Origin of the sequence: Parabacteroides sp. 20_3 (assembly GCF_964238835.1) — a bacterium.
Taxonomy (GTDB): Bacteria; Bacteroidota; Bacteroidia; order Bacteroidales; family Tannerellaceae; genus Parabacteroides; species Parabacteroides distasonis.
Map to the genome: position 1 here is coordinate 163,097 of NZ_CAXSNO010000008.1, position 26,074 is coordinate 189,170.

Below are 26,074 nucleotides of genomic sequence, written 5' to 3' on the forward strand. Positions count from 1 at the left end.
AAACAATCGCCGATGATGACTTTTTCGGAAGTTTATCAGATCTAGTTCCGAATAAGATAACTTTTTCGACGAATAGTACCTGTTTGTATGCTTGCCTATGGGTGTCATATGTAGAATACTTAGCGGATATATCTTATTTTTGTGATATCGATTAAATATCCGGATACTAGCGGGAAATCAAGTGTAATTTAAAGATAGAGAAGCATGGAAGAGGAGAATCGTACCTTATTCAGTAGTATAGGTCAAATTATGCGTACCTTGGAGGGAAAGCGACTGGCGGATGTGTTCCGTTTTGTCTCTTTTCTCCCGATGGAACGTTTTGGCCAGCACGCTCATCACAGGTTGGAGCTTAATTATGTGAAAAAGGGAAGTTGCATTATTCGGTTGGAGAACGAGAGTGTAAGTTTTCGCGAGAACGAGTTGATGATTATCTGCTCGGATGTTCCCCACTCTTTTCAGGCTGGCTCGGAAGGATGCACGTTGATGCAACTGGAGTTCCTGCCGGAGGTATTCGGTCATTTCGAGGATTATCTGGATGTCGGCCGCTCGCTAACCCCTTTGAGTATCTTCTCATCGGCCAACCGTTTGATCAAGATCGTGAACAATGTCCGTATCATGAGAGCTATCCAGCGTATCGTGACAGAGATGAATACCCGCAATAAATACTATGAGCACTTAGTCGTGATGTATTACGCAGAGCTGCTCATCTTGATCTATCGACACATGGATGAGACCTATTTTCCGCTGTCTTCCAACAATACGATGAGAAAGGCGATTAATTACATCCGGGAACATTATAAGGATGATATCTCTATAGGGGATGTCGCGGAAGAAGCCTGTATCGGTGAACGGTACTTGCGTAAGATATTCTCCCAGCATCTTAATTTGTCGCCTGTCGATTACTTGAATCAGATACGGATAAACAAGGCGATAGAGCTGTTGCGTATTACGGAGTTGAGCGTGAAAGAGGTCTGTTTTGAGTGTGGCTTCCGCTCACCTCAATATTTCTCCCGTATATTCAAGCAGTTGGTGGGTGTGTCGCCTAGCGATCTGTTGAAATAGGAATACGATTTTATTAACTAAATAAATGAAGGAAAAAATGAAAGAATGGAGTGACGACAAATCGCTACTGGCTTTAATCAAGAATGAGCTGTATACCGCTGTGATCGGCGATATCATGGATAAGATGGGATATACGCACCAGTTTTTGCCACCTCGGATAAGGCCCTTGCGGGATGATATGTTTATCGCCGGAAGGGCGATGACCGTGTTGGAGGCCGATGTGTTGGATAACTTGACGGATGCCGGGAATAACCCGCTGTTGAAACGCTCCTTCGGATTGATGCTGGAAGCGTTGGACGATTTGAGAGAGGACGAGGTATATATCTGCTCCGGATCATCGCCCGCATATGCCTTATGGGGAGAGCTGATGAGTGCAAGGGCCATGCAATGCAAGGCGGCTGGAGCCGTGGTGAATGGGTATTCGCGTGATACGAAGGGGATCTTGGAACTGGATTTCGCTTGTTTCTCTTATGGCCCTTATGCGCAGGATCAGGCGCCTCGCGGCAAGGTGATCGACTACCGTGTTCCTATCGACATGGAGGGCGTGAGGATCAACAACGGCGATATGATCATCGGCGATATAGACGGTGTTTGTGTCGTTCCGAGAGAGATCGAGGAGGAGGTCTTCGAACGTGCGCTGGAAAAGGCGAGAGGCGAGCGGGTCGTGCTGAAGAAAATTAAGGAAGGCATGAAAGCCCGTGAGGCGTTTGATAAGTATGGAATAATGTAATACTTTAAAATAGAACAGAAGAGATGAAAATTACGGATGTAAAAGTATGGTTGGTACAAGGTATCAAGTATAATTGGACTTTATTGAAAATCTATACAGACGAGGGGTATACTGGGGTTGGAGAGGCTACGAACTGGCCGGGAAGCCCGATCGTATATGAGGCGGCTAAGCATGTGGGGAAACGTATTATCGGCTTGGATCCCATGAAAACGGATTTTATCTGGACGAAGTTGTACCGCGACTTGAACTGGATTGGCCCGTATGGTGCCAGCCTTTGCGCCATCAGTGGTATTGACATGGCGTTGCTCGACTTGAAAGGTAAGGTGCTGGGTGTTCCTTGCTATGAGTTGTTGGGGGGCGCTTACCGGAAAGATATCTTATTGTATGCGAATTATTGGTTTACGGGAGGCGGACATAACGAGGCGGATTATTTCGATCAGGCGAAGAGGGTACGTGAGGCTGGATTCACCGGCTTGAAATTTGACCCGTTCGCCCATACGAATTATTTCTATGGGGAAGACTTGGCTTCTAACTTGACACTTACGGCTGAACAACAGGATCTGGCCTTCAATGTATCCAAGGCGGTACGCGAGGCGGTAGGACCGGAAACGGATATCATGATTGAGACGCATGCTATGTTGAACTACCGTATCGCCGTGAAGATGGCCGAACGCCTGTCTAAGCTAGATATCGCATGGTATGAGGAACCGGCAGGTCCTGAGAGTGCCAAGACTTTGCGGGCGATGCGGGAACGTATCCCATCGGATGTGGCTATTTGCGTAGGCGAACGTCATTATACTCGCTTCGGCATACGTCCTGTCTTGGAGAATCATATTTGCGACGTGATCATGCCGGATATAACCCGTTGTGGAGGTCCGTCTGAAATGAAACGTATGGCTACGATGGCTGAGGCATATAGCGTATTGATCGCTCCTCATAATCCGAATGGACCGTTATCTACGCTGGCTTCTTCGCACGTATGTGCTTCTATACCGAACTTCTTCCGTCAAGAGTTCATGTTTAATGATGTGCCTTGGCGTGACCGTGTGATCGATCATCCGATAGCGGATATGGTATATGACGGTATGCTCCATCTGTCCGATCGTCCGGGTTTGGGCGTTGATTTGGTTGAGGAGGAAATGGAAGCGCATCCGGGTATCACGGAGAACGCTCCGGTTAATTTTTATATTTGATTCGAATGAGTTTTATAATAGATCTTAAGGATAAGGTTGTATTGGTGACCGGCGTGTCATCGGGTATAGGTTACGGCACGGCACGTGCGTTTGCCCATGCCGGTGCCCATGTGGCCGGATGTGCCCGTAAACCGGTGGATGATCCAAGTGCTAAGGAGTTTTGTGCGGCTATAGAATCAGAGGGCGTGAAAGCCCTTTACGTGCAGACGGATGTGACGCAACCAGATGAATTGGCGGCTTTGGTGGAGTCTACTATCCAAACTTTCGGTCGTTTGGACGTGGTGGTTTCTAATGCCGGAGCGAATGTGTTTGAAGGGGCAGCGGGTTGTAATGAGGAACAGTGGAGACATAACCTAGATTTGAATTTGGCTTCTCATTGGCGGTTGGCGAAGTATTGCAAGCCCTATCTGGAGAAAGCGGATGAAGGGGCCATTTTGTTAATGACTTCCAACCATGCCTTTAGTTCCATTCCGGGCTGTTTCCCTTATAATGTGACAAAAACGGCTATAACGGGTCTCGTTCGTAGTTTAGCGATTGAGTGGGGGCCTGAGATACGTACCGTAGGTATCGCACCTGGGTTTATAGATACGGCAGGGAATGATACATGGTTCGCCTCTTTCCCGGATCCGGCAGCTGAACGGCAGAGAACCGAGAATCTGCATCCCGTGAAACGGATCGGGACGGTAGAGGAGGTCGGGGCGCTATGTGTCTATCTGGCCTCTCCCATGGCCCGGTTTATCAGTGGTACGACGATTCTGATGGACGGCGGACGTTCTGCCTTGATGCAAGACGATGTGTAACCTATTAGATACGAGGGAATGAAAGCTACATTATTATATGAATGTAAGGATTCGATAGGAGAGGCCGCTACTTGGTTGAATGATTTGGGACTTTTCTTGTGGGTCGATATTAACGGCGGTTTATTGCATACTTATTCCCCGGACGGGGATGCGTATGCTGCGGTCCGGTTGCCGGCTCGTGTTTCCACGATTGTCCCGATGACCGACGGGAGGCTGCTGCTCTCCCTGCAAGGGCGTTTGATCGCTTATGACTTGCGGACAGGCGAGCAAGAGGTTTTACGGGAGCTTTTCCCCACGGATGGGATGATGCGGCCGAACGACGGGAAGGCTTCTCCGGAAGGACGCTTGTGGTTGGGGATGATGCACTTGTCCGATCATTCCGAGACGGGGGCGTTGTACCGGGTCGATCCGGATTTGTCCATCCATAAGATGTTGGATAAGCAATGTATCCCGAATGGGATCGTTTGGAGCGAGGATGGTTCCCGTATGTATTATGTGGACTCCGGTCGCCACGTGGTCGAATCATATCGGTACGATATGCGGAGCGGGGAATTATCGTATGAGAAACCTGCGTTGGAGATCCCGGAGGATATGGGAGTGCCGGATGGCATGACGATCGACGCGGATGGAAATCTGTGGATCGCGCATTGGGGCGGTTTCGGTGTCTGTGTATGGAACCCTCTTTCCGGCGAGTTGTTGGATAAGGTGGAGGTACCTGTGCCGAATGTCGCCTCTTGTACGTTTGGACGGGACGGCTTGCTTTATATAACGACCGCTATGGATGGGCTGTCCATGCGGGAGCGAGAGGCGTATCCGCTCAGCGGAAGTTTGTTCGTGGCTTCTACCGGCATGAGCCCCGGCAAGAACCATTATCCCTTCCGTCGTATTTAATTCCGTTATCTAAAAAATAGTAATACCATGAATATATCACCTATAGATCTAAGTGTTTTTGTCTTATATTGTGTATTGATCTTGTTTGTAGGTTTGTACGTCTCCCGGAAGAAAGAGGGGCATGTGGAGGATGCGAACGACTATTTTTTGGCGGGACGTGGTTTGGCTTGGTGGGCTATAGGTGCTTCGATCATCGCCTCGAACATATCGGCTGAGCAGTTTGTGGGAATGAGCGGGTCAGGCTATGCGATCGGTCTGGCGATGGCTACTTATGAATGGATCGCGGCGTTGGGACTCTTGATCGTGGCGAAGTGGTTCCTCCCGATATTCTTGAAGCGGGGCATATTCACGATGCCTCAATTCCTTGAGGAACGTTTCGACAAGCGGGTCAAGACCGTGATGGCCTTCTTTTGGTTGATCGTGTTTGTCTTCGTGAATCTTACCTCCATCCTGTATCTGGGTGCGCTTACGATACAGAGCGTGATGGGGATTCCTTTATTGTACGGGGTGATCGGCCTGGCCTTGTTCGCCGTGGTTTATTCGATAAACGGGGGATTGAAGGCGGTCGCCCTTACGGATGTCATTCAAGTATTTTTCTTGGTAGGTGGCGGATTGATTACCACTTATATCGCGTTGGATTTGCTAGGTGCCGGCGAGGGTGTGCTGAAAGGTTGCGAGACGCTTTACCTCAAGACCGAGGATAAGTTTCACTTGATCTTGGATCCTTCCCATCCCGGTTATATGGATCTTCCCGGCTTGTCGGTGATTCTGGGCGGTCTTTGGGTGGCCAACTTGTATTATTGGGGATGTAACCAGTATATCATTCAACGAGCGTTAGCCGCCAAGAATATAAAGGAGGCGCAATGGGGAATGGCGTTCGCGGGCGTCATCAAATTGCTTATCCCTTTGCTGGTGGTTATTCCGGGCATCGCGGCGTTTGCCTTGGATGCTCCCTTGAGCAAGCCGGATGAGGCTTATCCGTGGTTGTTGGGCAATTTGCTGCCCGTCGGCGTGAAAGGCATAGCCTTCGCCGCGTTGACCGCTGCGATTGTAAGCTCCTTGGCTTCTATGATGAATAGCATCTCTACGATTTTCACGATGGATATCTACCAGGTCTATATCCGCCCGGAGGGGGATGCCTCGCATTTGGTGCGTGTCGGGAAGATGACGAGTTTGGTGGCCATGCTGATCGGTGTTTGTATCGCTCCTTTGTTATCGGGGTTGGATCAGGCGTTTCAGTACATCCAGGAGTTCACGGGGTTCGTCAGTCCGGGGGCGTTGAGTATCTTCTTGGCGGGCTTTTTCTATAAGCGGGCTACGTCCAACGGCGCGTTGGTATCGGCGGTGGCCTCATTCGTCCTCTCGTTCGTGTTTAAGTATTTGTTCCCATCGTTGCCTTGGCTGGATCGCATGGGGATCATATTCTTGCTCTGTTGTGCCATTCTGGTCTTGATGGGGAAAAAGAACCCGAAAGGGGATGATGCGGATCGATTGCTGTCGCGCTCTTTGTTCCATACGGATCGTATATTCAACTGGACCGCGTTGTTCGTGGTGATTATTCTTATTGTTTTTTATTTCTTATGGTGGTAACTTTATACTAAATAAATCATGAAAGTACTTTATATGATTGGTTGTATATGCCTATCCTTGCTGGGGAACGTGTCCCAAGCGGTCGAGACAAAGGCGTATATTATACCGAAGACAGTCGCCGGGGTAGAGCGGCATCAAATGTCATTAAACGGGGATTGGTCGTTCCAATTTAGCCCGAAGTCTAAATGGAGCCCGATACAGGTACCGGGCGAGGCGGCCATGCAGGGATATGCCATTGAGCATGACAAGCCTGTGCTGTACAAGAAACAATTCGTGCTTCCCGCCGATTATAAGGGGCAACGTACCATCCTTCGTTTTGACGGGGTTTATAGCTACGCTCGTTTATGGGTGAATGGAACCTATGTGCGGGAACACTTCGGCGGATTTAGTCGTTGGGAGGCTGATATTACTTCACTGGTTAAGCCCGGCAAGAAAAATGAGATAAAGCTGGAGGTGACAGACCGGCTGGATGATATCTCGTATGCGTCCGGTTACGCGCATCACCCGATCGGAGGAATCCTCCGGGATGTTACGGTGTATGCCCTCCCACAGACGAATGTATCCGACTTGATGATAGAAACGGATCTGGATGATACGTATACGGATGCTTCTTTGAAGGTATCGTTCGATATCTCCCGGGACGCGCGGGTTCGTTATTCCTTGAGAGACCCGAAAGGCGAGAACGTGAATCTGCCGGTAGCGGTAAAGGAGGTGAAAGCCGGCCGGGTCAACCATGATTTCGCGGTAGCCGCTCCTTTGAAATGGGATGCCGAGCATCCGCATTTGTATACCTTGGATATTCATCTGGAAGAGGCGGGTAAAGAGGTTTGCCGCATCAGCCGGAATGTAGGGTTCAGGGAGATCAAGATCGATGGCAATAAGATGTTGGTGAATGGTCAGCCTGTAAAGCTTCGCGGGGCATGTCGGCATGATATCCATCCGACATTAGGTAGAACGATTACGGCTGAGCTGGATAGCTTGGATGCAGCTATATTCAAGCATACGAATATGAACTTTGTCCGTACATCCCATTACCCTCCGACAGAACGTTTCTTGGATTATTGCGACAAGATGGGGTTATATGTGGAGTGTGAGACGGCTATTTGCTTCGTGAATACGCATCGGCAGAAGAACTATGGGCCGGCTGCCAGCCAAGAGGATCCCCTTTTCACGGATCGCTATATGGGACAGTTGAAGGAGATGGTGAACAGCTTGCGTACGCATGCCTCTATCTTGTTTTGGTCGATCGGCAATGAGAGCGTATACGGTACCAATTTCCAACAATCATATGATTGGGTGAAAAAAAATGATACTACACGTCCTGCCATCTTCAGTTATCCGGGCTCGGTCGCTAAGGACGCTGCTTGCTATGATATATTGAGCATGCACTATCCCGGGGTGGATGGAACGATGAATCAACTGGGTGTACAGACATTTGGTTTTCAGGTTTCCTCTATGCCTACGATTTTTGACGAGTGGGCGCATGTGCCTTGTTATACCTATACTACTTTGCAGGATGATCCTAATATACGTGAGTTTTGGGGTGCCTCACTGGATAAGATGTGGAGTAATTTATTTGATGCGCAAGGAGGACTTGGAGGTGCTATATGGGGGTATATTGATGAGACATTCATGCTTCCCGAGCCTAAAAAAGGCGAGGCTTTCTGGATTGATTTCGCACGTACCGCCAAGCCGTTGGATTTTCAAGGCAAATGTGTCGGCTACGGTGAATGGGGTATCGTAGATGTTTGGCGTAGAGAGAAGCCGGAGTATTGGGGGACGAAGAAAGCGTACTCTCCGATTCGCCTGCTCCAGATGGATGTCAAGGAGCCCATCTCCGGCATGCCTTTGAGCCTGCCGGTCTATAACCGCTTTGACCATACGAACCTGGATGAGGTGAGTATTCGATATACGTACAAAGGAAAGGAATATACATTGGAAGCTCCGTCTGTCTCTCCGCATCGAAAAGGGATGTTGAAGATCCCGGCTCAGGACTGGACGGCGGGAGAGACGATCCTTTTGTCGTTTTATGCGTCTGATGGAATGTTGATCGACGCGGAGGAGATTGCGTTGGGCAATGTGAACCCGGATCTGGCAGTCGTCCCTGCGGCGAAGTCCGCTCTGTCTTTGGAGGAGACTCCGGATCAGATCCTTATCAAGGGAGATGGCTTTACGGTTCCTTTCGATAAATCGACCGGCCTGATCCATAACGCCACCTCTTGCGGTAAGGTCGTTATCGAGAAAGGACCGTTCTTGAACCTTGATTTGAACGTGAACCATAATACGGGACCTGAGGTGCGCGAGAAAGCGAAGAATTATATAGTGGATGACGCGGATTGGAAAAAAGGATCGTTGGTATACCGCCGGGATTCCGAGGGAGCGATCCTCCTGGATTTATCCGGCACCTATAAGGGTATTGGCATGACGATGAATTTTATCTTGCGGCCGAATGGGGAATTGGATATTTATTACCAGACAGAGGGAGAACCGAACGGATGGCTCCGGGAATCTGGCATCAAGTTCTATCTGCCCGAGGCCGTATCGCATCTTGAATGGACACGTAAAGGATACTGGAGTTATTATCCGGAGAATAGTTTCGCCGGGAATAAAGGAGCCGCGGCTTTGTATAACCCGAAAACAGTCGCCTATGGAGCCAACCCTGAGCAATCGTGGAATCTGGATACCCATAATTATTATTATTTCGCTGATCCGGGTGCTATCGGTGACCGTCCGCTGACGCAGATGGCCAAAGGCATGAAAGAGAATATTTACAGTTACAAATTGTTGATAGAGAATCAGGAAGCGTTTAATATCGTCTCTCCGTCAGCATCATTGGCTTGCCGGCTTAACAAGCCGACCGGCGAGCAACTGATACTCTATGTAAATACTCGTTGGGACTATCCCGAAATTGCTTGGGGTGATTATTGTAAGGCATTAGACGTAATCCCCAATTATGGAAATATCAAGCTTCGATTGAAGTAAACCTGTATCCCGTGAGGATATGTCAATGCGGATAAATTGTCCGCTACTGGCATATCCTCATTTTTGCCTTCACGTATTCAATCTCTTTCGCTATATCGAACGAAGGGTTTTTCTCGCTAATTCGTTCCATTTTTAACAAAGTTTGAAGAATAAACCGCTTATATGCCTCGCTATCCGGTTGAAAGGGCTTATGGTTAATAGCTTTTTGGATATCACCCCATTCTTTAAGGATTGCCGAAGTGTCTGTGGATAAGAAATTTTCGGTAAAACGCCCCCAAATATAATCAATGGCCAAGGGGGAGGGATGGAGCATATCGTCCGCATAGAAACGATAATCCCGGAGCTCGTCCATAAGGATCTCATAAGCGGGGAAGTAGGCGATTCGGTCGGGATAATCTTTCTGTAAGGCATCCGTGGCTAGCAATAGGGTGGCTTTGCTGAGTTGGTTCTCGTGCGCCCCGTCTTTCCAGTGGCGGATCGGACTTACGGTAAATAAGATTTTCAAGGCGGGATTTTGTTCCCAAAGGGCTAGTAACAGAGGTTTCCAGTCCTCGACGATCTCTTGCGTGGATAATCGTTGTCGATCGAACATCTTTTCCGGTAGCTTATGGCAATTCGACACGATTCGCCCGTCGCTCTTGAGGCGGTAGACGAAAGCGGTTCCCAACGTGATTACCAACCGGGTCGCTTTTCGCAGGAAATCGGAGGATTCGGATAAGCGGCTGTTTATATGGCCTAGGCATTCTTCTTCCGAGGGAGCGGAGAAACGGCTATGATGGGTAAAACTATGGTATATGCCCTCATGCTGGAATAAATCGCCGGGAGTGAAACGCTCCGGGCGTAGCAGCATCCGCAATCCTTCCGCTACGGAAGCTGGGTTATACAGAGTACCGAATGGGTTTATATCTACGGAGAATTTATTCTCTTCCAGCTTCCGCCCGATATTCTCGGCGAAGCAGGAGCCCATCATCACGACCCGGTCCTCATACGAGAAAGAGAATCGTGCTTTCGGCAACAGGATTCGGGTATAAAGTTCCATATTTACTTTTTCGCAAAAGTAGATATATGTTTACGGAAATGCAAATAAAAAGCCTATTGTATAAATCCACGGGTTCCCGATGCCACGCCTTTAAAATACATACGCATATGTGTCAATAAAATCTCATGTAATCTTTCCTTTTGATTGAAATATTCCCTTATCGGTGACAATGCCTTTGTCTGATAATCTCCAACGAGAGGGAACATCGGGCGTAAATAGGCGATTAAGCCTCCTTTTTGACGTAAAAAGCGGTACTTTCCATCGAAAATAGGCATCGGAATCCATACATATAGTCGCGTTAACCCACACGTATAGTCGCGTTAACCCATACATATAGTCATGACAGGCTACACATATGGTCATGATGGGCATCGTGACCCCTCAAGAATGGGCATTGTTACCTCCTTACGACTGGGTGGTAAGGGGTGAAACATGAGCTAGGATGAATTAATTTCTCTAGAATGAAAGGCCCTTTTCTGTTAAGTGATTACCTGATAGCTGATTGCTGTTTTTTTCTCTCGTATTTAGAAGCGAGCCGTACCTTTGCCCGAAATAATCGCCTCTCCGGAACTTAGGATTACAAATTGTCAAAAAGACAAACACTCCTTTTACCTGTCAAGATCTATTTTCTAACGAATGGTTAAATGAAATGATTAGGGCGCCAAATTTAATCTATTAGAAAGTACAATAAGTCTACTATTTAAAGATCGTTGTTTATATTTCTGATAATCAATATGTAATCAAAATATATCTATATGGGTGCCGATTTCTATCCATACTATTTTGAGCTACTATTAATATTAATTACGCTTTCTATAGATAGTAAAGCCGGCTATCATGGAGCCTGTTTTTAAGAAATACACAATAAGCAGGGTGGCTCTAGGTGGATTGACAGATGGGTTTGGTGGCAAAATACGAACATGGATACGGGTTTAGTAAAGGCTTAAATTTTGGTGAGGCCCTCTCGTGCCGCTTTTCCCTCACTTGAGATCCTTGACAAGATAACGGAGGTGCTGGGAATGGAAATAACGCTTCAAATTATTTGACTGATCCTTCCGCAAAAGGGATATCGTTTACTTTCGAAATGAAAGATATTATTTGTTGTCTTGCCATATTGCCGGATGGATTCAATATTTTCGAAGAAAAACAGAAACGGATGTGTTTGAATAGTTTTCGTGAGCGTTTGCGTAGACTCCAACGCATCTCAAAATAAGACTCTATTTTCCCAATAATAATTGGAAATCCATTATATTGCCTATCTTTGAAAAATCATCTTAAAACTATAAGAATATGAAAAAGTTATTCTGTTTACTTATCCCGATCTTAGGATTGCTATCCTGTTCCAATGAGTTGCAAGAAACACTGCACATGGCCATCGCCATGAGCAATGAATCTATCTCCTTTCCTACTACGGAAAAGACGAAGATAGAAACGGACATAAGCAATTATATTACTAAGATAAAACCTGGTAATACAAGCACATTCTCAAAGGCATCCAACAATTATTCATTGACCCCTTATATTTATAAGGGAGATACGATCATGTATATCGCTAACTATACCTCCGGCTGGGAGCTCTATTCCGCAGATCAACGTACGCCACTGATCATGGCATCCTCAGAAACCGGATCATTCGACATGAATGATAACACAATGGCTCCCGCATTCAAATCATACCTCAACAGCGTAGCGGAAGAGTTGTATCAAATAAAGCAAATGGATACAACCGAGGGAGAGACATACGGGTTATGGAAAACGGTATCTATACAAAACGACGAGGTAGACCAACAAATGATAGAAGTAGCCCCTCGTGCGGCAGGAACACAACCCGGCTCCGGCTATTGGGTATTACTGAGCACGACAACACCCGTCACCTCCACGAATACATCTAACCGATTGACCTCGACCCGATGGGGACAAGGATACCCTTGGAATGTTTATGTGCCATTTGTACAAGGAAGCGCCACACAGCACTGCGTGGCAGGTTGTGCACCCGTAGCGACCGCACAATATCTATATTATTTGCATTATAAAAATAATAAGCCAGCGAATACTGTCACCTCAGCGACCTATCAAGCTTCTAGCAATACATATAATTATGCAGGAAGCAGTTCTAGCATTTGGGATCAAATGGCAAAAACATCAAGTAATACAGGTACTAACCATGCGGCGACATTAATCGGCTATGTAGGAAAAAGCATAAGCACAAAATATGGTAGCTCTAGTAGTGACGCTTTTATCAGCGATGTTATTAAATTCATCAACAACGTAGGAAATTATAACTACAAGCTCAACGCCATGGATTATAGCTATGTCACGAAAGAACTGATCGCCGGCAGAGCGGTATACGCAAGATCCGATGACTCTAACAGCGATGGTGGCCATCAATTTATCATAGATAGATATAGAGCTACTACAACATCATCTACTAGCACATTCGGATGGGTCGGCACCGATAATTATGGGCAAGACACAAATGAATACGATGAAAATGGAAACGTTATTGGTCATTCATTTTTCTACGACAGAGAAAACAGAACAGTCTCATATGCCTATTCGATGAATTGGGGATGGAGTGGATCGAATTATGACAACACCTATTTTACCGCATCTGACAACTCGGATTGGCATGTAGATTATCACTTTAATACAAATAGGCAATTCTTAAAATAATTCTAAAACATAATATATATGAGACATATTTATTATTTCACATCATACGTAATCTTGTTATGTTCTTTCTGTCTTTCTTGCGACAACGATGATAAGACAGTCGGACAGGAAGAATTTAACACCTTCGTCAACGGGAAGTACTTCGACAGCATAGACGCAGGTATTTGGTTGAGACAGACAGAAGTTGGTTTACAAGAGATCAATGATCAACTCGATGGTACGGGTCCGGTCATCACCGGCATGTTCTGGTTCACCGACGGGAATACGCTCCTTACCCCGGCGGTTATCGACGAGTCTGCGATCATGGAGACCAGCCTCGATTTCAAATGGAGGCAATATCTACATGAGAGAGGGGAAGAGATCACCTTATTCGTCCGCTCGAATTACCGGTACGACCCGTTGACAGGACGTCTCTCCACCGACAACCAGTCGCTCGTCCGGGAAAAAGGCGGAAGCTCCTATTATATCGAGGGAATATCCGGCAAGGGATTTACCCTGCGGATCGAGTTCAAGGAGCCGTTACACTATGACATGGGCGGCTTCCGGAATACCTACAAGGAGAATCTTTCACCCGATCTCCGTCCCGATTCCCCCTATAAGGTGTTCGACTCTAACGAAGAAGCCATCGCTTACGTAAAAAAACTACTGGGAGAATAAACCGAAGGGAGGCTGTCAAAATGCTAAATGACACAGCCTCCCTTGTATAACAACCTTATAATGCCCATCGGTGGGAAAGATGGGAAACGATTACGCTTCATCTCCCATCGTTGCCATATATTCTTTCCATAAGGAGTCTATGTCGTAATCATTACCGAGCGCATATTTCACGCCACCATCGAACGACCAAGGAATAACCTCTAATGTGCTTCGGTTGAACTTCCGCAGGAAATCCGGGCTCTTGGTTTGCGTAAGCCATGCGAGGAAGAAGCCTGTCGTGCGGTAACCATCCATATAATGGCCGCCTTTGGGACGATCTTCCAAGGTAAAACCGCCGTTCAGGTATCTTACGGCATCCGCCACACCTTCTATCATAGCCCAGAAAGTCTTATTAGTCCCATAGCTACCTATGCCTTGAGGCTCCAATTGGAAACCATGCGTCAGCTCATGGTATAATACGCCACGGGTCTCGTAATCCACTTTTGCGGTGTCATTATTGGCAAAACTTTTCTCGATCCATTTCGTGCTGTATACGATACTGATGGAAGGGGGCGCTCCGTCTTTCGCGGATACCCCGTCGTATTCCTTTAATGTATAGTGGATCTCCTCGATGCCCGGGATACTATCTTCCGGAGTGAAATAAAGCGTTTCTACGACCTTGCGGGCGTGCTTGGTAATATAAGCTTCCGGATCAGGGATAACGGCGGCATAGATCGCCGAGCCCTTAGCCTCGGGGGAAAGATTCTCGAAATCAATCTTTCCGATGTAATAATTATCCCAAGGAGTAGGGGGAGCTTCCGCTACGGTAGCCGCCTGTTCCTTTTTGCCGGAGCAAGCGATGCAAGTCCACAGCAGGAAAGCACCGCTGATTAATTGTTTATATCTCATAAGTCTCATCTGTTTTTAGGTGAAAATAGGCTAATCTGTCAGTGAATAAGGACGATCCTCTCCGTTGAACAATCGCTTTTTGTTCGGGCTGGAAGTCATCTCGAAAGTGAGCGTTCCGCCGTTCAAGATGTCATCCTGCGTGATGTATCCTTTGGTATAGGGTTTCCCGTTTAGCTTTACCGCTTTTACATAACGGTTCTTGTCGCTGACTTTATCGGCTTTTACCTCGAAAGTCTTACCATTCTCCAAGCGAACCTTCATATATGGAAGGTAGGGAGCGCCTAATACGTATTGATCCGTACCCGGGCAAACCGGATAGAATCCCATGGCGGAAAGGATATACCAAGCGGACATCTGGCCGCAGTCGTCGTTACCGCAAAGGCCGTCGATATTGTTGCGATACATCTTATTCATGATCTCACGTTGCCAGTATTGGGTTTTCCAAGGCTGGCTGGTCCATGTGTATAAGAATGGGATGTGATGGCTGGGTTCGTTGCCGTGTACATAACCTCCTAGTAATCCTTCTTTGGTTACGTCTTCGGTCTCGGCAAAGAACTCATCAGGAAGATGCATCGTGAATAAGGAATCCATTTTAGTGATGAATGCTTGCTCGCCTCCCATCAACTGAATCATACCATTGACATCTTGAGGGACATAGAAGGAATAATTCAAGGCATTTCCCTCGATAAACCCTTCACCGTGCGTGCTTAACAAACTGAAGTCCTCTTTGAATTTACCATTCGTATAACGGGGACGGGCATATCCGATCGAGGTATCGAATACATTCGCGTAATTGGACGCACGCTTTTTATAGGTATCGGCCACGGATCGGTTTCCCGCTAATAAAGCCGTGTTATAGATTGTCCAATCATCATAAGCATACTCCAAAGTCAAGGAGCCTGCGCTACCGTTGCGATCTAAAGGAACATAACCTAATTCCATAAACTCTTTGGTTCCCTCATAATACGGAATCGTAGAGCTGCTGATCATCGCTTTTAACGCGGCGTCTTTATCGATCGGTAATCCTTTGGCGATAGCATCCGCCAAGACAGAGACGGAATGATAACCGATCATGCACCAGTTCTCGTTTGCCATATGGCTCCAGATCGGCAAGGCATGATGAACGCTTTGCTCGCAATGTTTCAACATAGATTTGGCGATATCCGTGTTAACTTGTCGGTTGATGATATTAAACAGGGGATGTAGGGCACGATACGTATCCCATACGGAAAAAACCGTATAGTTCGTGAATCCGTCCGCTTGATGGATATTATGGTCGAGTCCGCGGTATTGACCGTCAACGTCAGTGTATACGCAAGGATTGATCATCGTGTGATACAAGGAGGTGTAAAGCATAGCCAATTGGTCATCGCTTCCTTTCGCGTCGATGACGGAGAGCGCTTTATTCCAAGTATCGGAGGCTTTGGCGGCTAACTGGTCGAAGTCCGCACCGGAAGCCTCGGCACGTAGATTTTTTAAGGCTCCCTCGGTGCTGACTCCGGAAAGGGCGACTTTCACTTCCAACTCATCAGACGTTTTCGGATCGAAATCAAAATAAGCGACGATCTTACGTCCTCCGATATCCGGGAAGTTCTCTTTCATATTGAACTTGGCATAACCGCCCCGATAATTAACTCTCGCTTTCTCTTCGCATCCGTAGTGCGTGATCGGTTTGGAGAAAGACATGGCGAAATAAGTATAGTTGGTACGTGCCCAACCGTTTGTAATACGATAGCCGGTTACCAGCGTATCGTTTTCTACACGAATATTGGTCCAAAGAACTTTGCCGTCATAGTTATAGATCCCGTGAATCATATCAAGGATAATGCGTTGGTTCTCAATGTTTGTAGGGTATGTGTATTTGTGGATGCCGACCCGTTGGGTAGTGGTCAGTTGCGCCTTTACGCCATAATCGGCGAGCATCACCTCATAGTATCCGGGACGGGATATCTCGGTGTCATGCGAGAAGCGGGAACGGTAACCGCCATCGGGATTCGTGGCTGTACCGGGATTTAGCTTCAACGTTCCGGTGGTAGGCATAATCAAGATGTCTCCTAGGTCGGAGTGGCCGGTACCGCTGAAGTGGGTGTGACTGAAACCTACGATGCTACTATCCTTATGTTGGTAGCCGGCGCAATACTCGTAGGAACGTGGCTGGTATTTACCGTCTACGTTGTGCGGTATGGTATCCGTATCCGGACTGAGTTGCACGAGTCCGAAGGGTACGCAAGCGCCCGGGAACGTATGTCCCATTCCATTTGTCCCGATGATCGGGTTTACAAGATCAACTACATTGGTCTGTGCGATCGCTACTGTTGAGCTGGCTGCCAGAAAAAGGCAACACATCGATTTCTTGAGATTTATCATGTCGTATCAATTAGTTAGAAAAGGATGAAACATAAAAGGCCACCTTTGATAGTTCCAAGGATAACCTTTGATAGTGACAAAGGTAACCTTTTATATTTTCAGATCAATAAGTATAGTAGTCCTCTATCATTGTCAAGTGCTAATTTGTTAATAATGGATTTCTACTATACTTAGTTGATATTTAGAACAATGAGTTAGCCTCGTTCGGAGATAAGTTTGCGTTAGCATCCAATTGTCTTTGCGGAATAGGGAAGATATTACGCTTTGGTTCGTTGGATGCAGTCTTGTCCCACCAAGAAGTGGTTACGAACTTGTTGAAACGAACCAAGTCTGTACGGCGGATTCCTTCGAATGCAAACTCTCTACCTTTTTCGGCCAAGAACTCATCCATGGTCAGAGTAGCGGTCGTATATTTCGCTTTCTCCCAATCCTCTGCCTTGAAAGAACGTTGACGAACGCTGTTGATCATATCTACCACTTCTTGCGTTGCTTTGCCCCCGTTCTTACGCATCAAGGCCTCCGCTTTGTTATAGATAACCTCGGAATAACGGAACATCACCCAGTCGTTGTTCATATCGCCGGTAGTACCCGGTTGGATCTCATACTTGATAGAGCGAGCGCCGCTGTTTTCTTCGCCCTCGGTCATGGACTTAATGTAGTTTACGAATACCAAATCCTGCCCATTGTACTCCTCTGAACCTTTCAAAGGCTCTGCGGTCGTGTCGTAGTAGTAATTACCGTTTTCATCCACTTTGCGAGGATATTGCTTACCGATCAAGAAGCCTTCCACCTTTCTCAAGTCGTTATCAGCAAATGAGTCATAGAAGGTAGGTTGTGTCACCAGACCGTTCCAAGGCCCGGATTGCAAATCCCAGCCAGTTTGGTGTGCGTAATGCAACCAACGTTGATACCAGCCCATTCCTTTGGCATATACTTCATCATACACGATTGACCAGATGATCTCGGTAGATCGCTTGTCGTTATCCGCACGGAAAGTGTCATTCCACTTCTTATCCAATGCGAAACCTCCCTTAGCTAATTCATCGCAAGCAGCGATACAATCATCCCAGCGTGCTTGTCCAGTATAAATTTCCGCATTCAAATAGAGACGAGCCAATAATGCGTAAGCCCCCCATTTGGATACACGTCCGTAGGTCTCTGTTTTACTCTCTGACAAAGAAGGAATACTCTCGTTTAACTCTTTTTCGATCCAAGCGAATAACTCTGCGCGAGATTTGGAGGAAGGATTGATTTCACCGATTTTCTCGCAAATTGGAGCCGTACCGAACATATCCATCACATACCAATAACAGTAAGCGCGATATACACGCATCTCCGCTTGTGCTTGTGCTTTAGACATTGGAACTTGGAGTGCTTCAAAATCTATATTCTCTGTATCTGTAAGGAAGTTGTTAGCATATCCGATACCTTCAAATAATTTTTTCCAAGCATCCACTACTTGACCATCCGTAGGAATCCATTGATGGCGGTGTAGGCGAATCCAGTCTCCATTGTCATAGCCGTGGCGACCTTTTTGAGGCCATGCGGCACCGTCGGAAGATAACTCGTTACATGACCAAGGCGATTGGGCTACTTGCATGGTTCCACAGAAGTGCCCCCATGGACGCATCATGGCGGCCATTACCTCGCCTGCATTGTTGTAGTAATTTTCAGCGATTACCGAGCTATGTATTTCCTCTGTCAGGTCCGTACAAGAGGTAAATGCGGTAGCTCCCAGCAATAATGAAATTGCGCATATATTTTTTAAAGCTTTCATTGTATTGTCTTAAATCTATTGTTACTTAATTAGAATCCAAAATTAACGCCAAACGTGAAGGTACGGGTGGTGGGATAAGATCCGCGCTTCTCTATACCTGCTTGTAGTCCTGTTACGTTTACGTCAGGGGTTAAACCTGAGTATCCTGTAATAGTCGCAAGATTGGTGACATTACCATAAATACGTAAGTTGCGCACATATTTATTATTTTTGAAGTTGAATGTATAACCTAGTGTCACGTTATCGATCTTCAAGAAGTTCCCTTTCTCTAGATAATAAGAAGAGAACAATGGTTGCTCTGTTACCTTGTTCTTCAAGGCATCCTTATATACGTTTGTGCCAGACTGATCGATATTGACAGTCGTTCCGAAATAAATAGCACCCTCGTTCAATACGTCATAATCAAACATACCGCGCAGGAAGAAGCTGAAGTCAAAGTTCTTATAGGTAAACGTGTTCTGCAAACCAGCCTTGAATTTTGGCAAACCGTTACCGATAAAGGTACGGTCAGCGTCAGACAGACCTTCCTTTCCGTCTATGTCGCGAAGATTCCAAGTTCCGTCCGGGTTGATGCCATCGCATACATAACCGAAGAATGATGCGATCGGCTGTCCTTCTTGTAGGCGGTAGGCCTTGCCCGGGTTACCCGGAGAGGGCAGGTCATATTGATCTTCGTAAGAAGATTTGTACACGTCGTTAGACAAAGATGTCAATTTATTATTCTCGTATGAGAACGTGAAATTAGCCGTGTAAGAGAAATCCTTAGTCTTTACGACCTCTGCGTTTAATGCTAATTCTATACCTCTATTTCTCATCGTGCCTACGTTGGTGGTGATCGTGTTGTAGATCAAAGATGGCTGTTGGGCATTGTAGCTACTGATCAAGTCGCGAGTCGTACGACTATACCAATCGATCGTACCATTTAGGCGTCCACCTAGCAAGCCGAAGTCGAAACCTACGTTCAAGGATTCATTCTTCTCCCATTTCAAATCTGGATTCGGGTTGATATTCGGACCGTAAGTGGCGGTTAGCCATGAACCGGTGTAAGCGTTCCAAGCTCCAGCGCCTGTACCGTAGGTAGCGAGAGACATATACGGATCGGTAGGCAAACTACCCGTGATACCGAAACCGGCACGGAATTTCAATACGTCGAACACTTCTTGGCTCTCCATGAAGTCCTCACGAGAGATCATCCAGCCTGCGCTGACAGAGGGGAACCAAGCCCATTTGTTGTTCGCTCCGAACTTCGTGGAACCTTCACGGCGGATAGAGGCGCTGGCCATGTATTTACCGTCGTAATTATAGTTGGCGCGGGCGAAGAAGGCGATCAGTTTGCTGGTCTCTTTTTTACTCTTCATCTCGGCCTTACCATCTTTTAGGTAACCGCCGGCTTCTAGGTTATTGGTACCGAATACGTCCGTCAAGAAGTTCTTGTTCTCGGCGCTGAATTGCTCGTATTCAAAATCTTGGTAACTGTATCCCAGCAAACCGGTAATATTGTGTACGCCGTTGATGGAAGTATTGTAGTTTGCTGTCCATTCAGTGGTACGGTTGGTATTCTGATAATATTCTTTTTTGGCGCGTCCGTTTGTACCGTCTTTATGTTGGCTATATTCCTCACGCATACTATAATCGTTAGTTAACGCATCGTTCTTCTCCATAGCGAAGAAAGCGGCGGCTGTCAAACCGGGGATAATCTCATATTGAGCCTTGAAGTTCGCCAATAAATTCTTGAATTCCTTTTTCTTGGTACGCTGGTATATGCGGGCTACCGGGTTGAAATCTTCGTAACCGCTGTAAGTTTCCCAGAAGGAGCCGTCTTCCTTATAAATAGGCATCGTCGGGTTGATACGGATAGCCTGGTATAATATGCCGTAATTAGGGATATCTCCTACCTTATCCACATCATCGGAAACTGCGTCCACTTTCACGAAAGAGTTTGCTAGATTGAAAGAAAGCTGTAGTTTATCATCAAACGCACGGTGGTTCACGGCGATAGAGCCATTGATCGTTTCACGGCTGGTGTTACGGATCATACCATCATTCTTTTTGTAATTTAAAGAAGCGCGATAGTTTGTCTTACCATTACCACCTGTAGCGGTCAAGTTGTGTACATGGGTGAAATTACTCTTATTCAATAAAGCGTCGTAATGGTTATCCCGTCCACCAAAGTCGCGGATATTGGCGTTGTTAGTTTCTTTGCCATAAGCGACGAACTCGTCTCCATTTAAGATTTCCGGTCGTTTATAAACCGCCTCGTGCATGATATATCCTGAGTAATCCACTTGAGTAGTTCCGGCTTGCGGACGTCTCGTGGAGACGATGATCACACCGTTATTACCCCGGGTTCCGTAGATAGCGGCTGCGGAACCGTCTTTCAATACGTCGATCGCCTCGATATCCTCGGGTGCGATAGCGTTCAAAGAAGTCATATTACCCGGCATACCGTCAATAATAACGAGAGGCTCATTGCTACCTTTCAGAGATGAGGCACCACGCATCTGTACTTTTACCTCGCCATTCGGGTCGGTGCTACCACGTGATACAGTCAGACCAGCTACACGTCCTTCCACCAATTGCATCGGGTTCACTACCGGTGCCTTGTTAAAGTCGGATGCTTTCACGCTGGTAACGGATGAGGTGATCTCACCTTTCTTTTGGGAACCGTAGCCAACGACTACTACCTCGTCTAGTGTCTCAGAGTCTTCAGCTAAGACTATGTTCAATGTTTTTTGCCCGGTATAACGAACTTCTTGGGGTTTGAAGCCGATGAAGGAAAATACCAATGTGCTGTTATCCGGCACATCCAAGGTGAAATTTCCGTCAAAGTCCGAAGCTGTTCCGTTCGTGGTTCCTTTCACAACAATACTAACGCCAATCAGAGGTTCACCCTTTTGGTCTTTTACTACACCTTTAATGGTTGAACTTTGCTGTGCGATCTGATGAATCTCCATGTTTCCCATTTCAGGAACAGTAGAATCTCCGGCCGCATAAGAGGACTGAAACATTAAAGATAAACAAAGTAACAAAGAGGTTCGTCCACCTAATAAAGTCAGGCATTTCCTCGTCTTACCTTCACTCTTTTTTTCCATAAAAACATTAAATTAAAAGTTAATAATGTGCTTCCCGAAGGAAGAATACACACAAGCGGTTTGCTTTGCTATTCGACAGCAATATTAATAGGTCTTAACGAATTGAAGAGTGCTTTGAAATGCCAAAGAAGTGTCATGAAATGCATATAGCAGATTATGATACTCTTTTGGTAGATTATGACACTATTTAGGAATCAATGATTTATGCCTCTTTTGTGCGGTATTCCTTAGGTGTCATGTTATATTTACGGGCAAATTCCCTATAGAAGTATGATTTGTTAGAAATTCCTACATTATAAATAATTTCCTGAACGCTCATGTTGGTATTCACGAGTAATTGCGCTGCATAGTTTAACCTATAATCCTTTATAAAATCACTCGGCGTCATAGTAGATATTTTCTTGAAACGACGATATAAGATGCGAGTGTTTATATTCAATGCGTCCGCTACCAGCTCGGGACCGAGTCCTTCCTTGCTGACATTTTCTTTGATGATAGAGGTTACGGTGTCAAGGAATTCCTTGTCTTCTTGATGTAATAATTGCCCTTCCGTATATTGATAAGCACTTTCCGGAGAATAGAAATACTCTTTTAATTCTCTTTGGTTAGTCATCAATCGATTCACGACGGATAGGAGAACTGTTGGCGAGAAAGGCTTGGTTAGATAGGCATCCGCTCCGATATTAAGTCCTGCCGCTTGCTCTTGGTCTGATATTTTAGCAGAGATGATAATAAGCGGGATATGGCGGGTATATTTATTTTCTTTGATAAGCGAGATCAATTCTAATCCGTCCATATTAGGCATCATGATATCGGTGATGATAAGGGACGGAGTGTATTGTTTGAGGAATTCCAGAGCCTTTTCCGCATTATAAGCTTCTTGAACCTGATATTCGGAAGAGAGGGTTTCCGTGATTAACCAGACGATGTCTTTATGATCGTCGATAACGAGTATCATCGGTTTATCTTCCGTCTCTTTTTGTGCCGTATGTGAGATTTGCGGCTCTTGTATATCCGTGTTTGGGGAAGGAAGCGATACGGGAATCTCTTCGTCTATCGTGTTGTCTGAGGTCTCCTCTACGATGCCAAAAGGTAAGGTAACTGTAAATTCAGCATATTGGCCGACCTCACTCTCTATGTCGATTTTACCACCTAAGGATTGTACGAGGCTGTGACAGATAAATAAGCCGAGGCCATTCCGTGTCGTATTTTGCCTGTTATCATCGTTATCCATCGTGCCAAGGATACGATATCGGTCGAAAATATTTTGCATGTCTGCCTCCTCGATTCCTTTGCCGGTGTTGTAAACTTTAAGGACGAGGAAGTTCTCCTCCTCATGTAAGGAGATACGAACCGTGCCCCCGTCTTCCGTATACTTAAATGCGTTGGAAATCAGATTTGCTAGGATCTTCTTGAAATAGACGGAATCCGTATTCCAATAAAGCTCTTTGGGAGCATCGATCTTGAATTGGATTTGGTGTTGCTCGGATAGTGGGTAAAACCATTCGAATTGAGTTCGCAAAAGAGAGGATACGGATACTCTCCGGATGTGCGTATGACTGAATCCTGCGTCTTCCGCTTTTCGGAAATCAAGGATTTCTTGGATAAGTCCGTTCAGTTCCTCTACATTTTCCCGGAGGACTGAAGTGTATTTTTCTAATGTCTTGTCTTTTGAGGTGGCGGCATAGGCTTGGATATAATTCTCCACGCCATTGATCAAGGTAAGCGGGGTGCATAGCTCATGCGTAATGTGGGTAAAGAAATTCAGCTTGGACTCGTATAGCTTCTCTTTTTGCTCCTCCTTGATCTTGTCTGCGATCTGCTTCTGTTTCTTTAGTATTTGGTGATGGATACGATAGGTGGCGATGATGAGCAAAACTGTACCGATAAAAAGATACGTGAAAATGGCTAACGAGCTTAGATAAATAGGAGGTAATACCTTGATAGGTAGAGTGTATTCTTTTGCTGACGAATCAATGACATCGTTGCGATAACGGACTTTCAGCAAATATTCCCCGTACGGTAGGTTCATGAAAGTTACCTTGTTTGTCTTTTGCAATTTTTCCCAAGAGGAATTATAGTTGACCAACTGATACGAATACTCGTAATTCTCCCCGTTGATGTAATCCGGAGCGACGAACGCAATCGTTAACGATTGCACATCAGCCGGAACCGTTACACCGTTCCGGCTGATGTCCTTATATAATGGAAGGATTTGTTTATCCATTTGCAACTCGAAGAAACTTAATTCGGGTTGATAGGTATGCTCCGGCTCCGTTTGTTTATTTACCCAGACTAATCCGTTGATGCCTCCAAAGAATAAACGCTCGGAGTATGGGCATTTCCAATAAGCGTCATCAGAGAATTCCGTGACGCTAAAGTAAGGCTGATGATAATTATGGAAAAAGTTGTTCCGGGGATTATATTTGGTGAGACCTTTATTGGTACTAAGCCAGATACAGCTATCGTTCCCCTCATGGATACCATGGATCATGTCGTTTACGATCCCGTCGCTTTTATCGAATTGGCGTAAACGCATCTTTCCCCCTCTGAATTTAATCCGGGTGAGACCGGAGCTGGCGCCTGCATAAAACGTGGAATCTTCGGTCTGGCATACGGAAAGCACATCTCCAATGGCCGGGTTTCTTAAATTGTTGGTTTGCAGGAATTCATATCCTTGATTGAAAATATTGAAACGAATGACTCCGTAACCGCCACGGCTCCCGAGGAACAGGGTAGAGTCGTTGTCATATACCATCGATTGGATTTCTTTACAGATGTTCTTTCCGTTTTTTAACGGGAAGGTTTGTACCTTCCCGATTGTAGGTACGGCTTTATCTATATGTAAGGTAACCTTTTGCAATCCGTTACCCGTTGTCGCTAGCCATAATGTGGAATCATCTACCTCGCAAATAGAGTGGACATAGCGTAGAGGGGTGGTGTCTTCTCGTTGCGGTATCGTTTTTATTCGTTTCTCTTTATACGAATAATAGGTCAGTCCCGGGCCTTCCGTGCCAATCCAGATACATGGATGGTACTCGCTTTTTTGGAAGCAATACACACGGTTGCTGGATAGGCCGTCGGCGGTGGTAAAATGCGTGATAGCGCTTTGTGGGATCATCTTTTTGTTATGGTAAGTGTCATACGCTTGTATCCGGACAATACCGTCTCCTTTTGTCCCGAGCCAAAGGGATTGATCGTCATCTGTATATAAAGAACGTATGGGGTTCTGTATATTAATCGGTAAATCCTTGAGTAAGATAGAGCCGAAAAGATCGGGTTTGTCATAAAACATCCGTATACCTTGCCCGTCTGTTCCCAACCAGAGAATCTCCTGCCTTTTATCGTTCATTAGGCAAAAGATACCGATGCCCATATTTATCGTGTTTTCCGGTTGGCTTAGGTCTAGAATATTGCCGTTACGGAAAACGATATACACATTGGATTGGAAGGTGCATATCTTGATGATGTTACCATATTGTTTTGTCATTTCAGGCAGATCGAACAGGAATTCTTTCCCCTTTCCGTCTACATGCTGTCGATATAATTTATTGTCGGTATCTACTATGAAAATATGATTATTCTCGTAAAATGCGGATAAGATCGGTTTATTATGGAATTGGCGTTCTTCCGATAGCAAATTAAAAGTAGTATCGGAGAAATCCGGAGTCAACTTTTTCAGTATGCCCGAGGCTAATAATAAATAAAAATGTCCGTCCGTCCCGGCGAATAAGGTACGTACGGTTTGAGGGCCTACTCCTTCTCTCGGCAGGTCCCGGAACCCATCGCTAGATGGGGTGTAGCAAGAGATCCTGTTTTCCTTACAAATAGCGAGCGTGATGCCGGATGAATCGGACGCTAATAGATCGCATTCCATGTATCCGGGGAAAGACTCGGTGACTTTCCGTTCTTTTAGTGAGAATTTATTGATACCTAAAGAGGTTGATATCCATAAAAAGCCGGGTTCTGCGTCGGATATTTTGTGAATGATATTACTACAAAGAGAGTTTTTGTTATTTAATTCGAAACGATATACATACGTATCTTTTCCGTTGTATAAGTTAAGTCCGTCGTAAGTCCCGATCCACAAATAGCCATCCGGATCTTGATGCATGCAAATAATAGCGTTATTTGAGAGATCAACCATAGAAGTTTTATGCAATACGGTTGAGGCAAATAGGTCTGTTTGCGTGATCAATATAAGGAAACTGGTTAACGCTAGAATAAGCCTTGTGAATCTCATGTATTTAAGATTTAGTGTTTGTTTTCAGCGCAAAGATAATATCTTTATGAACGAACAGAAAAGAATTCACTTTTTTGTTTACTTTTGCAA

Annotated in this window: 15 protein-coding genes; 9 read left to right on the forward strand and 6 right to left on the reverse strand. The window is 45.8% G+C overall.

Annotation, left to right across the window (positions count from 1 at the left end; genetic code table 11):
- Positions 1-204: 204 nt before the first annotated feature.
- Genes ACESPU_RS16715 through ACESPU_RS16745 form a run of 7 tightly spaced genes read left to right on the forward strand, consistent with a single transcriptional unit; the run spans position 205 to position 9,248 of the window.
- Positions 205-1,062: a helix-turn-helix domain-containing protein gene (locus ACESPU_RS16715; RefSeq protein ID WP_122143865.1), complete on the forward strand. Its 858-nt coding sequence runs from the start codon at positions 205-207 to the stop codon at positions 1,060-1,062.
- Positions 1,063-1,099: 37 nt separating this feature from the next.
- Entirely contained in the window at positions 1,100-1,792 is a 693-nt protein-coding gene (locus ACESPU_RS16720; protein WP_122143930.1) for an RraA family protein, read from the forward strand.
- 23 nt (positions 1,793-1,815) lie between these two features.
- Positions 1,816-2,985, forward strand: coding sequence for a mandelate racemase/muconate lactonizing enzyme family protein (locus ACESPU_RS16725; protein ID WP_122143866.1), 1,170 nt, complete (start codon positions 1,816-1,818; stop codon positions 2,983-2,985).
- A 5-nt stretch (positions 2,986-2,990) separates the two neighbouring features.
- Positions 2,991-3,785, forward strand: coding sequence for an SDR family NAD(P)-dependent oxidoreductase (locus tag ACESPU_RS16730; RefSeq protein ID WP_122143867.1), 795 nt, complete (start codon positions 2,991-2,993; stop codon positions 3,783-3,785).
- A gap of 18 nt (positions 3,786-3,803) precedes the next feature.
- Positions 3,804-4,676 carry an SMP-30/gluconolactonase/LRE family protein gene (locus tag ACESPU_RS16735; protein ID WP_122143868.1) on the forward strand — a complete coding sequence of 291 codons (873 nt, stop codon included), beginning with the start codon at positions 3,804-3,806 and terminating at the stop codon, positions 4,674-4,676.
- Between the two features lie 27 nt (positions 4,677-4,703).
- Positions 4,704-6,266, forward strand: a complete 1,563-nt coding sequence (locus ACESPU_RS16740) for a sodium/sugar symporter (RefSeq protein ID WP_158532713.1) — start codon at positions 4,704-4,706, stop codon at positions 6,264-6,266.
- An 18-nt stretch (positions 6,267-6,284) separates the two neighbouring features.
- Positions 6,285-9,248, forward strand: a complete 2,964-nt coding sequence (locus ACESPU_RS16745) for a glycoside hydrolase family 2 TIM barrel-domain containing protein (protein ID WP_373133538.1) — start codon at positions 6,285-6,287, stop codon at positions 9,246-9,248.
- Positions 9,249-9,291: 43 nt separating this feature from the next.
- Here the strand turns inward: ACESPU_RS16745 and ACESPU_RS16750 are convergent, their stop codons facing one another.
- Complete coding sequence (locus tag ACESPU_RS16750; RefSeq protein WP_122143870.1) at positions 9,292-10,287, reverse strand: GSCFA domain-containing protein; 996 nt, start codon at positions 10,285-10,287, stop codon at positions 9,292-9,294.
- A 1,290-nt stretch (positions 10,288-11,577) separates the two neighbouring features.
- Here ACESPU_RS16750 and ACESPU_RS16755 point away from each other — a divergent pair.
- Both ACESPU_RS16755 and ACESPU_RS16760 read left to right on the forward strand, forming a co-directional pair.
- The gene (locus tag ACESPU_RS16755; protein ID WP_122143872.1) at positions 11,578-12,960 is read left to right on the forward strand and encodes a C10 family peptidase; all 1,383 of its coding nucleotides are present in this window, start codon (positions 11,578-11,580) and stop codon (positions 12,958-12,960) included.
- 18 nt (positions 12,961-12,978) lie between these two features.
- Positions 12,979-13,617 carry a hypothetical protein gene (locus ACESPU_RS16760; protein ID WP_122378378.1) on the forward strand — a complete coding sequence of 213 codons (639 nt, stop codon included), beginning with the start codon at positions 12,979-12,981 and terminating at the stop codon, positions 13,615-13,617.
- A gap of 90 nt (positions 13,618-13,707) precedes the next feature.
- On the opposite strand, the gene ACESPU_RS16765 is transcribed toward ACESPU_RS16760, so the two are convergent.
- The 5 genes from ACESPU_RS16765 to ACESPU_RS16785 form a co-directional block, all read right to left on the reverse strand.
- On the reverse strand, positions 13,708-14,505 hold the full coding sequence (locus ACESPU_RS16765; RefSeq protein ID WP_122143874.1) for a basic secretory family protein: 798 nt from the start codon (positions 14,503-14,505) through the stop codon (positions 13,708-13,710).
- A gap of 30 nt (positions 14,506-14,535) precedes the next feature.
- Complete coding sequence (locus tag ACESPU_RS16770; RefSeq protein WP_122143875.1) at positions 14,536-16,872, reverse strand: GH92 family glycosyl hydrolase; 2,337 nt, start codon at positions 16,870-16,872, stop codon at positions 14,536-14,538.
- A gap of 181 nt (positions 16,873-17,053) precedes the next feature.
- Positions 17,054-18,649 carry a RagB/SusD family nutrient uptake outer membrane protein gene (locus ACESPU_RS16775; RefSeq protein WP_005867390.1) on the reverse strand — a complete coding sequence of 532 codons (1,596 nt, stop codon included), beginning with the start codon at positions 18,647-18,649 and terminating at the stop codon, positions 17,054-17,056.
- A 29-nt stretch (positions 18,650-18,678) separates the two neighbouring features.
- Entirely contained in the window at positions 18,679-21,741 is a 3,063-nt protein-coding gene (locus ACESPU_RS16780) for a TonB-dependent receptor (RefSeq protein WP_009016819.1), read from the reverse strand.
- 202 nt (positions 21,742-21,943) lie between these two features.
- The gene (locus ACESPU_RS16785; protein ID WP_039848532.1) at positions 21,944-25,984 is read right to left on the reverse strand and encodes a hybrid sensor histidine kinase/response regulator transcription factor; all 4,041 of its coding nucleotides are present in this window, start codon (positions 25,982-25,984) and stop codon (positions 21,944-21,946) included.
- Positions 25,985-26,074: the final 90 nt, after the last annotated feature.